The organism is Tatumella citrea, from assembly GCF_002163585.1.
Classification (GTDB): Bacteria; Pseudomonadota; Gammaproteobacteria; order Enterobacterales; family Enterobacteriaceae; genus Tatumella; species Tatumella citrea.
This window is the reverse complement of sequence record NZ_CP015579.1, coordinates 2,389,087-2,402,331: the sequence shown is the minus strand read 5'-3', so window position 1 is coordinate 2,402,331 and position 13,245 is coordinate 2,389,087. Positions and strand designations below refer to the sequence as shown.

Sequence of the window (13,245 nt, the reverse complement as noted above, 5' to 3'; positions counted from 1 at the left end):
TGGCGGTGATAAGCAACGGGATTAACCCTGGCGTACAACCGCCACTAAACATTTTGCAACAAGCTAAGGCTTCTTATCGCATCACTACACACTATTCTTTATGGCCTACGCTGCCCGTGGCATACCACAGCGATACTGAGTAGCAAGGCCAATGTATCTGAACAGTTTCTGAGTTGTCAGCCTGCATCGCCGGGCGGGATTCTGAACACCGTTCAGCCCTGTTGAAAGGCCAGCAGGAACAGTGGGTTGTGGAGTTTCGCTGGCTGACAGCAGAACAAAAAACGCTTCACCGGCAGGACAGATATGCTGTGCGGGCGTAAGATTAAACGCGGCTACAGAGGCCTGCGCTTCATTGTGGTTGTCCGACAGGCCACCAGTAACCGTTTGTTGTGTCAGACATCGTCTGTTCCGGGGGATGTTAAACAGTAAACCGATTGAGGTAACTATGAGTCAACTATTCAGTCCTGTGAAACTGGGGCAACTGGCCCTTGATAACCGTATTGTGATTGCGCCGATGTGCCAGTATTCCGCACAACAGGGCTGTGCCAGCCACTGGCATACTATTCATCTCGGCCATCTGGCGTTATCCGGTGCCGGGCTGTTGATTATTGAAGCGACTGCGGTTGAGGATATTGGCCGTATTTCCCCGAACGATCTGGGGTTATGGAATGACAAAACGCAGTCTGCGCTGGATGTAGTGATCCGGCAGATTCGTGAAGTGTCGCCGGTTCGTGTGGGTATTCAGCTGAGCCATGCCGGAAGAAAAGCCAGTGTCAGTGCTCCGTGGCAGGGTGGACATGCATTATCGCCTGAGCAGGGCGGCTGGCAGACAGTAGCACCTTCAGCGGTCGGGTTTCATGATGACGGTCTGCCACCGCAGGCTCTCAGTGTGGCTGAGTTGCAGGCAGTGAAACAGAAATTCGTAGACAGCGCGCGTCGTGCGGTGGATTTAGGCATCGATCTGATTGAAGTGCATGCAGCTCACGGTTATTTACTGCATCAGTTCCTGTCACCGTTAAGTAATCAGCGCAGTGACGAATATGGTGGGTCTCTGGAAAATCGTCTGCGTTTCCCGCTGGAAGTGTTTACGGCGATTAAACAAGCGGTGCCGGAGTCTGTTGCTGTCGGGGTTCGTCTCTCTGCGACCGACTGGGTTGATGGCGGCTGGGATGTTGAACAGTCAGAAGTCTTTAGCCAGGCTCTGGAAAAAGCGGGATGTGATTACCTGCATGTTTCCAGTGGTGGTTTGTCGGCTCAGCAAAAGATCACCGTCGGCCCGGGCTATCAGGTACCTTTTGCCAGGGCAATCCGCAGTAAAGTGAAGATCCCTGTCATTGCTGTCGGTCTGATCACTGAGCCGCAGCAGGCGGAAGATATCCTGCAACAAGGGGATGCTGACCTGATAGCTCTGGCCCGTGGTATTCTTTACGACCCTCGCTGGCCATGGCATGCAGCGGCAGCACTGCATGATCAGGTCGCGGTACCTAATCAGTATCTGAGATCAGAACCGCATAATGCCCGTGGTTCACTGAAAGGGCATACTGAGCAGCGTTAAGTTTCAGTCACTGCCGGCTTTAGTAAAGGGCCGGCAGTGAGTTTTACATCCTTATCAGCCCCTCTGGCTGGCCAACATCAATTGGTTTTTTCTTTCCTTTTATCCTTCCCTGCGACTCTTGCAGATAAACCCGCTAAATCACAGCGATACCGTCAGAATTTGTTTTTGTTGTGGTGACTGGCGGAGTAGTCATTCTGCACTCTTCTCATGCTGATGGCTTGTCCCGCCAGTGACAACAGTATTTTGGGTGTTTATTGACCAGACAGTAATCACAGCACACTTATTTGCACTGAGTGGTCACGATGTTGGCCCGATCTGTGCATGTATTTCAGGCACGGCAATCCCGTCATCAGGAGTCAATGACGGGCGTGTGGGGCGGTGTTAACCGTGCAGGAATTTTCCGTAAATGGCCGTCAGCAGCCAGCTTCAACTGAGTGGATATAACGATCTTTCGTCAGTCTGTATGCTGTTCCTGAGGTCCGGTTATGCGGAAATTTGCCCGTAAGCCACGGTTTCGTCCCGGGGTTGTCATGGCAGTCAGATAAATTCTGATGATTTGCATGTATGCAGCGCCTATCAATGTTCATCTCACACAGTGACGTGAACCAGATACGCAGCGGTCTTGATTCTGGTTTTTAGAGCATGAAGAAGGCGATTACTATGAATATTATTTCTACGTCAGTATTTGTTGGACCGAATACCTTTGCCCGGACACCTTTAATTCGCCTGACGGTGGATATCGATCCGCACTATGCAGAAAAACTGAATAAGCTCGGAATTGCGGTTTATCAGGCTCTGGAACAGGTTGTTCCCGGCATCAGCAGCGAAACCGTTGATCAGGACCCGGGTATGCTGATTGCCCGACTGGCGCTCAAATTACAGCATCTGGCGGGAATGGAGGGAGGAACAGCATTTACCGCCCCTTCGCAGGACGTCGATGAAGCCGAAGTACTCTACAGCTACGAAACCGAAAACATCGGGCTGGAAGCCGGTGAAGTGGCCTGCGATATGCTGGTGGCGTTAGCCCGTTCTGAAGATGACCTCAGCACAGTGGATTTAAGTAACCATATTTCCCGTTATCTGCGATATGCTGATAAACGGACACTTGGCCCGTCGGCGATGGAATTAGTCAAAGCCGCACAGGAACGGGATATCCCCTGGTACCGGATGAATGATGCCAGCCTGATTCAGGTAGGTCAGGGGAAATATCAGAAGCGCATTGAAGCGGCGCTGACCAGTAAAACTTCGCATATCGCGGTCGAAATTGCGGCAGACAAAAATATGTGTAACCAGTTGCTGGGAGATTTAGGACTACCGGTTCCCAAACAGCGGGTGGTTTACGATGAAGATGAAGCGGTCTCGGCAGCGAACAGAATCGGTTACCCGGTGGTGGTGAAGCCACTGGATGGTAATCACGGACGCGGAGTCTCGGTAAGCCTGACAGATGAAGAGTCGGTGAAAACTGCTTATGCGCTGGCTGAACCGGAAGGCAGTGCAGTGATTGTTGAAAGTATGATCCGTGGTGATGACCACCGGTTGCTGGTGGTTAACGGTGAACTGGTGGCTGCAGCCCGCCGGGTTCCCGGCCATGTTGCCGGAGACGGGATTCATACCATCCGCGAACTGGTGGCTCAGGTGAATCTTGACCCGCGGCGCGGTGTCGGGCATGAGAATGTCCTCACCCGGCTGGAGCTGGATGAACAGGCACTCAGATTATTACAAAGCTATGATTATACGGCAGACAGTATTCCTCCGGCCGGTGAAGAAGTTTATCTGCGGAAAACAGCCAATATCTCCACCGGTGGTACGGCGGTAGATGTGACTGATGTGATTCACCCGGATAATAAACTGATGGCTGAGCGGGCTATTCTGGCGGTCGGGCTGGACGTGGGTGCGGTAGATTTTCTGACCACGGATATTACCAAAAGCTATCGTGAAACCCTGGGAGCAATCTGTGAAATTAATGCAGGCCCCGGATTACGGATGCATATTTCCCCTTCCGAAGGTAAGCCCCGTGATGTGGGCGGCAAGATTATGGATATGCTGTTTCCGGCAGGGAGTCAGTGCCGCGTGCCAATTGCCGCATTAACCGGCACCAATGGTAAAACAACCTGTGCGCGGATGCTGAGTCATATCCTGAAAATGGCAGGACATGTAGTTGGTCAGACATCGACAGACGCGGTGCTGATTGACGGAAATGTCACTGTTAAAGGTGATATGACCGGGCCGGTATCGGCAAAAATGGTATTGCGTGACCCGTCGGTCGATATTGCGGTGCTGGAAACTGCCCGTGGCGGAATTGTCCGCTCCGGTCTGGGATATATGTTCTGTGATGTTGGCGCAGTGCTGAATGTGACCTCTGACCATCTGGGGCTGGGAGGCGTTGATACTCTGGATGAGCTGGCCAAAGTGAAACGGGTTATTGCCGAAGTTACCCGTGATACCGTGGTGCTTAACGCGGATAATGAATATACGCTGAAAATGGCCGTACACTCTCCGGCGAAACACATTATGTATGTGACCCGTAACCCGGAGCATACGCTGGTTCGCGAGCATATTCGTCTGGGTAAACGGGCGGTGGTGCTGGAGCAGGGGCTGAATGGCGAGCAGATCGTTATTTACGATAATGGTATGCAGATACCGTTAACCTGGACTCATCTGATTCCTGCCACACTGGAAGGGAAAGCACTGCATAATGTCGAAAATGCGATGTTTGCTGCAGGAATGGCGTATGCACTGGGGAAAACTCTTGATCAAATCCGCAGTGGCTTACGGACCTTTGATAATACCTTCTTCCAGTCTCCGGGCCGAATGAACGTGTTTGACGGCCATGGCTTCCGGACCATCCTCGATTACGGTCATAATGAAGCGGCTATTGGCGCAATGGTAGAACTGGTGGAACGCCTGAATCCACAGGGACGGCGGCTGGTTGCCGTGACCTGCCCGGGTGACCGTAGGGACGAAGACGTAGCCGCTATTGCTGCCAAAGTGGCGGGGCACTTTGACTGCTACGTCTGCCACAGAGATGATGACCTGCGGGACAGAGGTCCGGACGAAATGCCACGCCTGATGAAACAGGCTCTGATGGCGCAGGGAGTCAAAGAAGAGGCGATACAGATTGTTGAACAGGAAGTTGATGCGCTGAGCACCTTACTGAATATGGCAAACCGTAATGATTTGGTATTGTTCTTCTGCGAAAATATTACCCGTTGCTGGAAACAGATTATCAATTTTAAACCAGCCTTTGGCGACGCTGCCCTGACAGCCGCCCCGGAGGCTTTACCGGTTCAGACCACCGATATCCCTGCAGGTTATCAGATAACACAGGGTGAACGCGGCGTACTAATAATACCGAATGACTGACCGGTCTGATGAGATATTTATGACTAATTGCGTGACTTCAGAAAAAAATCAGAGACCAAAACTGGCGGTAATCGGCGGCAGGCTGGAAGATGATAATGCCGCCGTTTATCAGCAGATGCATCTCTGTTCCGGCGGGAGAATTGTGGTGTTTCCTACAGCCTCTTCCGAGCCGGAAGCGGTGGGCGAGGAAACGCTGGCCGTTTTCAGAGCTCATGGCTTTGATGCGGTTCTGGCGCCGGTGTTCGGTGAGCAGGCTGCTCAGGCAGCACATTCGCCGGAAACCGTCGCGTTAATTCGTGACTACGGCAGTGTATTTTTTACCGGTGGCAATCAGGTTTTTATTACAGAAGCCCTGGCACCGAACGGTGAGGAAAGTCCGGTACTGGCGAGTATTCGAGAAGTCTACGCCGCCGGCGGGCTGGTGGCAGGCTCCAGTGCCGGAGCGGCGATGATGTCCGACACCATGATAGTTGGCGGCACCTCTCTGGAAGCGGTTACCTACGGGATTATACCGCATGAGGATCAGCCCGGAATGCTGCTGGGTAAAGGGCTGGGCTTTTTCAGCCACGGTATTATCGATCAGCACTTTATCAAGCGCGGACGTTTTGGCCGGCTGGTGATTGCGATGATGAACAGCGGGGTCACCACAGGTTTTGGTGTTGACGAGAATACTGCACTGTTTATCCAGGGCAATGAAGCCAGCGTGGTGGGAGAATACGGCGTTTTTGTGATTGATATGCAACACGCCAGTTATGATATCGCTGCCGGGACCGCAGAAAATATCAGCTTCAGTTATCTGGACAATGGGGACCGGTTACTGCTTGATACGCTGCAGGCACTACCTCATCCTTCAAAAATCGCAGTCTCTCATGCCGATGTGGCATATCGCGCCCCGGCCCGTTCACTGCGTAATGTGTTTGGCGCCTACACACTTTACGACCTGCTGGCTCGTCTGGTACTGGGTGACCCGACAAGCTACCAGAGTGACAGCGCCAGCGCGATCGATCCCAACCGTGGAGAGGCAACCAGCGTTGGATTTGAACGCCTCGACGGGAGTTCTCAGTCACTTATCTCCATAAAAAATAACGAATTACGCATGACGGCCATTGGTTACCGTGCCAGTCTGAACCACTTCCGGTTAAATGCATCCCAGCTCACCGCTAGCCATTATCGTGCGCTGGCGCGTGATTATGGCATTGAGCCGCAGGTAGATTCGCGAATGATACTGCTCGGTTCCACACCGCTGGCTTACGACTCTCCGTTGCTGGATGAGGTGTTGAATGCCTGCTCAGGGCCGGTGGGCATTATTGCGGCAGCCTCCTCAGAACCGCGCAGCGAGGCAGCACGTTATGTCAGACGGCTGGAAGAACATGGAATTGCCAGTGTGGATTTACGGGTCACTATCGACAACATCGAGCGTATTGGTCTTGATCCTGAACTGGTCGCGCAGATTGCTTCTTTGAAGACAATTCTGCTGACCGGCGGCAATCAGATTCGGCTGGCAGAAGCCTTATTACATCGCGGTGAAGTGACGCCGATTTTGCAGGCTATAGTGCAGGCGTATGCCGCCGGGGCCACAATTATTGCGGTCAGCGGTGCGGCAGCGGCGTTATCCGGATTTATGATTGCCGGCGGCAGTTCCTATGAAGCAATGCGCTTTGGTATTGCCTCAGATATGGGCCGTCGCGGTCTGGTCATTCAGGAAGGACTGGGGTTGTTTGGGGTTGGCGTGGTTGATCAGAACCTTATTTCTGCCGGGCGACTCGGGCGTCTGGTGGTGGCCTGTGCTGAGGAAGGCGTGCATTACGGGCTGGGTATCTGTGATGACAGCGGTTTTATTACCAGCCACGATAACTCACTGCTGACGGTGATTGGCGCCAAAGGGGTTGTGCTGGTAGAAACTAACCGTTCGCAGATTACCCTGCAGGCGGATGAGTTTATTGCCAGTGGCAATCAGCTGACCTTCGCATTGCCCGGCGATGTTATCAATCTGAATACCGGAACCGTGTTGCGCCAGCAGCCGGTAGAAAAGGCAGATGAGACGCTCAGTCAGCTTACCGCAGATCTGATTCAGGATTGCGGAGATGATGGCAGAAGCAGTTATGCAAAACGAGGCCCCATACAACTCCGTTATCAATCCACCGGCAGTGGTCAGGGAATACTGGATATTGAAAGTCTGCGGGATAAACATGGCTAATCATTGCCGGAGACAGCCACAGATTCGATGATTTTTATTCAGGTTTCGGCATATTACCGCGAAATCAGCCAGCAGTCTTACAGCGCAGGAATTTATGATGAACAATGATGATCAAACCGCCGTAACCGCCAGCCAGTACCCGCTGGTGGCACTTGAATCAGGTACCGAACATGTGGTGACTGCTTACCGGTTTGGTGAGCAGGGTGCCAGGCCAAAAGCTTATCTGCAGGCCGGATTACACGCCGATGAGTTTCCGGGCATGCTGGCTTTACACTATCTGTTGCCAATGCTGGAACAGGCCCAACAACGGGGTAAGCTGACCGGAGAAATTGTGCTATTACCTCAGGCAAACCCTCTGGGGCTGACTCAGCACCATCAGGGGTTTCTGAATGGTCGCTATGAAAGCGAAACCGGTAGTAATTTTAACCGTGATTTTCCTGATCTGGCGGCCGCTGTCGGGGAAAAACTGGCGGATAAGTTAGGGGCGGATGCACAGGAAAATATTGCGCTGATTCGGGCTGAAATGTCCGCAGCATTAGCAGAGATAACCCCTGAAACTGCCATTGACAGCCTGCGTCATACACTGCTGACTCTGGCTTATGACGCCGACCTGGTATTTGATTTACATGCAGATAACCAGGCGCTGGTACATATGTATACCGGCCCGGCACTGTGGCCGGATGCCAGCGATATTGCCGCCGAACTGGATGCACGGGCGATATTACTGGCCGATCTGTCCGGTGGAAATCCGTTTGATGAAGCCTGTAGCGCACCCTGGTGGCAACTGGCGGAACGTTTCCCGGGTAACCCTATTCCTCCGGCCTGTCTGGCGACAACCCTGGAACTTGGCAGCAATGATGATGTAGATATCCGTCAGGCACAGGATCAGGCCGCCGCGCTCTACCGGTTGCTCGAACGTCGCGGCGTTATCAGCGGGCCTGAGGCATCGGCGCTTCCGGCATTGCGTTGTGAAGCGACCCCTCTGGCGGCAATGTCACAGGTAAAAGCGCCGCAGGCAGGTCTGGTGGCATATCATCTGCGGCTGGGGGATACGGTGAAAAAGGGCGAACTGATCGCCACAATTATCGATCCACTGAATGGCAGCGCAGAAGTACTGGCTGAGACCGACGGGGTACTGTTTGCCCGTCACAGCCAGACCTATGCCTGGCCTGGTAAAATTATCGGCAAAGTTGCCGGAACTGAACCCCTGGACGACCGTCAGGGCTTACTGTTAAGCGATTAATCCTGCCAATGCGTGCTCCCGGCGTTTGCCCGGGACACGCTGTTTCAATTCTCCCCGTCAACCTCCGGCTTATTTGCACCAGGCTGGTAAGGTAATAGCTATCAAAGAGATAGAATCCGTCAGATAGTCGTTCAGGCAACTTCACGGTAAGGTAACTCCGGTAAATATTATAAGGGGTAGAGCAATGAGTCGTTCCGAAGATCAGAATAACAACACCTTTTCTGCCGCTGAGCCTGAGTCAGGCGCGGCTAAATGTCCTTTTCCACACGGCAAAACGAATAAAGTCGCTGGTGGCGGTACCCGTAATAGTGACTGGTGGCCTGCGCAACTGCGGGTGGATTTACTGAATCAACACTCTTCACGTTCCAACCCACTGGGCGAAGACTTTGATTACCGCCGTGAATTTGCCAGCCTGGATTATTACGCACTGAAAGCTGATCTCAGAAAACTACTGACGGATTCGCAGTCATGGTGGCCGGCAGACTGGGGCAGTTATATCGGGTTGTTTATCCGTATGGCCTGGCACAGTGCGGGTACTTACCGTTCTGTGGACGGTCGGGGTGGTTCAGGGCGAGGCCAGCAACGTTTTGCTCCCCTTAATTCCTGGCCGGATAACGTCAGCCTGGATAAAGCCCGGCGCCTGCTTTGGCCGGTAAAACAGCAGTACGGACAGAAAATTTCATGGGCCGATCTCTATATTCTGGCGGGTAACGTTGCGCTGGAAAATTCCGGATTTCGCACCTTTGGTTTTGCCGCTGGTCGTGAGGATGTCTGGGAAGCCGATCTGGATGTGAACTGGGGTGAGGAAAAAACCTGGCTTGCTCATCGTCATCCGGAAACCCTGGCCGGTTCACCGTTAGGGGCCACCGAAATGGGCCTGATCTATGTGAACCCGGAAGGTCCTGAGCATAGCGGTGACCCTGCTTCAGCCGCTCCGGCTATCCGTGCCACGTTTGGCAATATGGGAATGAACGATGAAGAGATTGTTGCGCTGATTGCCGGAGGGCATACCCTGGGTAAAACTCACGGTGCAGGCCCTGCCAGCCATGTGGGTGCAGATCCGCAGGCAGCCCCTATCGAATCACAGGGACTGGGCTGGGCTTCAGATTACCAGAGCGGTGCCGGGGCTGATGCCATTACTTCAGGCCTGGAAGTTATCTGGACACAAACGCCAACTCAGTGGAGCCACTACTTCTTCGAAAACCTGTTCAACTATCAGTGGGTTCAGACCCGGAGCCCGGCAGGTGCGATTCAGTTTGAGGCCGCGGATGCCCCTGCATCGATTCCGGATCCATTCCATCCGGAGGTTAAGCGTAAACCGACGATGCTGGTGACTGACCTGACTCTGCGTTTTGACCCGGAATTTGAAAAAATTTCACGGCGCTTCCTGAATGATCCGCAATCATTTAATGAAGCCTTTGCCAGAGCATGGTTTAAGCTGACGCATCGCGATATGGGGCCGAAATCCCGCTATTTTGGCCCGGAAGTTCCTTCAGAAGATTTAATCTGGCAGGACCCGTTGCCGGTGGCGAAGTACCATCCGTCGCTGGAAGATATCCGAACTCTGAAACAGCGGATTAAAGCGTCCGGACTGTCGGTGGCTGAACTGGTGAATGTGGCCTGGGCTTCAGCGTCTACCTTCCGTGGCGGTGATAAACGCGGCGGTGCCAATGGCGCAAGACTGGCATTATTGCCACAGCGCCAGTGGCCGGTGAATGCCGTGGCTGCCGGTGTACTGCCGGTACTGGAAAACATTCAGCGCGAACTGTCGGTGGCTTCGCTGGCTGATATCATTGTACTGGCCGGTGTGGTGGGACTGGAAACCGCGATAGCAGACAGCGGATATGCGGTAGAAGTGCCGTTTACCGCAGGACGTGTGGATGCCAGCCAGCAGCAGACAGATATTGAATCTTTCGAATTCCTGCGTCCTGAAGCCGATGGGTTCCGCAATTATCGTGACAGTCAGGCAACTTCACGGACCGAAGATTTACTGATTGATAAAGCACAGCAGCTGACCCTGACGGTTCCTGAACTTACACTGCTTATTGGCGGAATGCGGGCGCTGGGCGCGAATTTCGACGGTGGGAAGGCAGGGGTATTTAGTGATGTTCCGGGGCTGCTGGATAACAGCTTCTTTGTGAAATTACTGGATATGCGGACTGAATGGCAGGCGACAGATGCCACTGCCGAATTGTTTAACGGTCGCGACCGTGTCAGTGGCGAAGTCAAATACCAGGCCAGTCGTGCTGATCTGATCTTTGGTTCCCATCCGGTATTACGGGCAAATGCTGAGGTTTACGCAAGTGCGGATGCCAACGCTAAATTTGTCCGGGATTTCGTCAAGGCATGGACTAAAGTGATGAATCTCGACCGGTTCGATCTCTGATAACTGCATAACAGAGTATCAGATGATTTTCTTCCCCGTCTGCCACTGTGTATGACCGGCGAGGAAGGTGAGCGGTGAAGCAGCGGTGCTGGTTTCACCGCTCACGCCGGTCCGGATTTCATCATCCCTGATAGTATAAAACGTTGACCTTTCCGCGGGCTGACCGGCAAAAGATTACAGGCCCGTGGCTGGCTGATTGATGCGTAAAGGATTGCCCGGAGTAATGATGATTTTTGCCAGATAGAAAGGGTTACCCTGGTACATAAATGTCTGGGTTTGCACCATGACCGGCGCGTTTGGGTCAATCCCCAGTTTCTGACCGCGATCAGTGCCCGGAATTGCTGCCTGCACAGTACATAAGCCGGGGCCCGGAGCTGTAGCTGTAAGTGTCAGAAGCAGGGCATGCACCGAAAGATGCTGTTGTTGCGGGTCCGACAATGCCCGGGCAATGCGAGGGTCTACCGCGTCAAGAGCTTCCCCGGCGGGCAGATGTTCCTGAACCAGCGCTATCACGCTTTCGTCGCGATAGACCAGGCTTTCACAAAACCAGCTGTCGTCATTTTTGCTGATATGCAGTAACTCGTGAGTCAGGTCTGATGGCTTTTGTAGCCGGTTATCTATACGTTTCAGGCTGATCTTACTGTGGCTGTTGCTGAGTAGTTTTTCCGGAGGTAACAGATTTTCAAGCCCTGGAGTGGGAAGTACACTGCTGACAAACCGGCCAATTCCTCGCCTGGTCAGCAGCAACCCGTCCTCTTCCAGCAACATCAGAGCTTCCCGCACCACGGTACGGCTGACTCCCAGCATCGTACCCAACTCACTTTCTTTAGGCAGCATGGATCCGGGTGGTAATAAGCCACCGCGAATCGCTTCCGAAAGCCTTGAATAAATGATCACCCGTAATGGCTGACCAGCACTGTCAGGTAACGGGGAACTGAGAAAATCTGTGATATCAGGCATATTGAGCGGTTTTCCGGACAAGACAATAGGCGAAATAGTAGGACATCGCACGGATAAGTAAAACCCATTTGTAAGATATTATACCAGCAGGTATAACATGTGGTTTATTACAACTATGACAGGAAATTTTATGAACTCTGTGGCGGTATCACCGGACTCCGGTGGTCTGGAAGGGAAAAGTGCAGCAATGCTGGTGGCAGCACTGATGCTGGCAATACTGGCATTTCAGCTTAACTGCTCGATGATTTCTCCGGCATTACCTGAGATGGCAGCACAAATTCACGTTAGCCTGGCTGATATTTCTCAGGTGTCGTCACTGTTTTTCCTGTCGGGTTCGATTTGCGGAGTAGTACTCAGCCGGTTCAGTGATTTCTTCGGACGGCGCAGGATGCTGATAGTGGTGATGTTGTTGTGCAGCGCAGGAACGCTGCTCAGTGCGGTCACTCATGACTATTACACGATGCTGCTGGGACGAGTGTTACAGGGAGCCAGCAGTGCTACTTTCCAGCTCTCCTATTTGCTACTGCATCAGAAAATCAACCGTCGGTTATTCGGTACGGCTATCGGGGTGATCACCGCAGTTAACGGCGGTGTTGGCGGGGTTGATGGCTATATCGGAGGATTGTTAAGTGACAACTACGGTTATCAGTCAATTTTTATCATCACCCTGGCGGTGTGTGTGCTGGCATTACTGGCTGTAATCACACTGCTGCCGAAAGATATCCCGGGCGATACCCGGGGAAGCATGGACTGGTGGGGTGCGGCAGTGCTTTCAGTCAGCATTGTTTTTATCAATATGTATCTGAATAAAGGATCGTCCGTCGGCTGGTTTAGTGCCAGTGCATTGCTGTATCTGGTACTGTTTGTAGCAGCCATTCTGGTGTTCGGCGCCATTGAAAAACGCCGGAAGACTCCGCTGGTACCGATCGATCACTTTTTCACCCGTCATTTCTGGCCGGTAATCACCACGACGATACTGATACTGGCTGGCGTCTTTTCGGTTATTGGTTTTGCCATCATACTGATTTCCCAGGATACCCATGCCGGGCTGGGGATGAGTGCGGCTATGTCATCATTATTGTTCCTGACACCTCCGGCACTGATGGGCTTTGTTTCCGCGCCGCCAGCCGGTTGGCTGGCCGGTAAAATCGGCTGGATAAAAACCTTCCGTACCGGTCTGGTGCTATGCCTGATCCTGATGGTGATCATTACCCTGAATCCGGTGAACAAGCCGGTGCTGATTGTCGGATTAGCCCTGCTGGGCATTACCTATTATGGTGTAGTGCTAAGCTGTATCAGCGGGCTGAGTGTCCTGTTGTCACCCAAAGAAGCGCCATCATCACTGACTGCTGTTAATGGCGCATCCTTTGGCTTAGGGGCAGGGCTGGGGATTGGCCTGATTGCCGCCCATATCGGCAGTGGCACCCTGCAGGGATTCACCCATGGTTTGATGATCAGCACCGGTCTGACTGCTCTGGCGGTGATCAGCGGCTTTATGCTGAAAATGCGTGACGCCTAACCAGCTCTGGTCGTCGCGGGCT

7 protein-coding genes are annotated in these 13,245 nt (G+C 53.0%); 6 read left to right on the top strand and 1 reads right to left on the bottom strand.

Annotation, left to right across the window (positions count from 1 at the left end; genetic code table 11):
• Positions 1-445 precede the first annotated feature (445 nt).
• The 5 genes from A7K98_RS11460 to katG all read left to right on the top strand — a co-directional run bounded on the left by A7K98_RS11460 (position 446) and on the right by katG (position 10,744).
• Complete coding sequence (locus A7K98_RS11460) at positions 446-1,555, top strand: NADH:flavin oxidoreductase/NADH oxidase (RefSeq protein ID WP_087490473.1); 1,110 nt, start codon at positions 446-448, stop codon at positions 1,553-1,555.
• A 660-nt stretch (positions 1,556-2,215) separates the two neighbouring features.
• A complete protein-coding gene (gene cphA / locus A7K98_RS11455; RefSeq protein ID WP_087488679.1) occupies positions 2,216-4,918 on the top strand; it encodes a cyanophycin synthetase in 2,703 nt (900 codons plus the stop codon).
• A gap of 19 nt (positions 4,919-4,937) precedes the next feature.
• Complete coding sequence (locus A7K98_RS11450) at positions 4,938-7,115, top strand: cyanophycinase (RefSeq protein ID WP_198361104.1); 2,178 nt, start codon at positions 4,938-4,940, stop codon at positions 7,113-7,115.
• Positions 7,116-7,209: 94 nt separating this feature from the next.
• Positions 7,210-8,358: a succinylglutamate desuccinylase/aspartoacylase family protein gene (locus A7K98_RS11445; RefSeq protein ID WP_198361103.1), complete on the top strand. Its 1,149-nt coding sequence runs from the start codon at positions 7,210-7,212 to the stop codon at positions 8,356-8,358.
• Between the two features lie 184 nt (positions 8,359-8,542).
• Positions 8,543-10,744 (top strand): catalase/peroxidase HPI, encoded by a 2,202-nt coding sequence (gene katG, locus A7K98_RS11440; RefSeq protein ID WP_087488676.1) that lies wholly within the window; start codon positions 8,543-8,545, stop codon positions 10,742-10,744.
• Positions 10,745-10,918: 174 nt separating this feature from the next.
• Here katG and A7K98_RS11435 read toward each other — a convergent pair whose 3' ends face one another.
• Positions 10,919-11,704, bottom strand: a complete 786-nt coding sequence (locus tag A7K98_RS11435) for a GntR family transcriptional regulator (RefSeq protein ID WP_087488675.1) — start codon at positions 11,702-11,704, stop codon at positions 10,919-10,921.
• Between the two features lie 130 nt (positions 11,705-11,834).
• Here A7K98_RS11435 and A7K98_RS11430 point away from each other — a divergent pair, with 130 nt between their 5' ends.
• Positions 11,835-13,223, top strand: a complete 1,389-nt coding sequence (locus A7K98_RS11430) for an MFS transporter (RefSeq protein WP_157665929.1) — start codon at positions 11,835-11,837, stop codon at positions 13,221-13,223.
• The last annotated feature ends 22 nt before the right edge of the window (positions 13,224-13,245 follow it).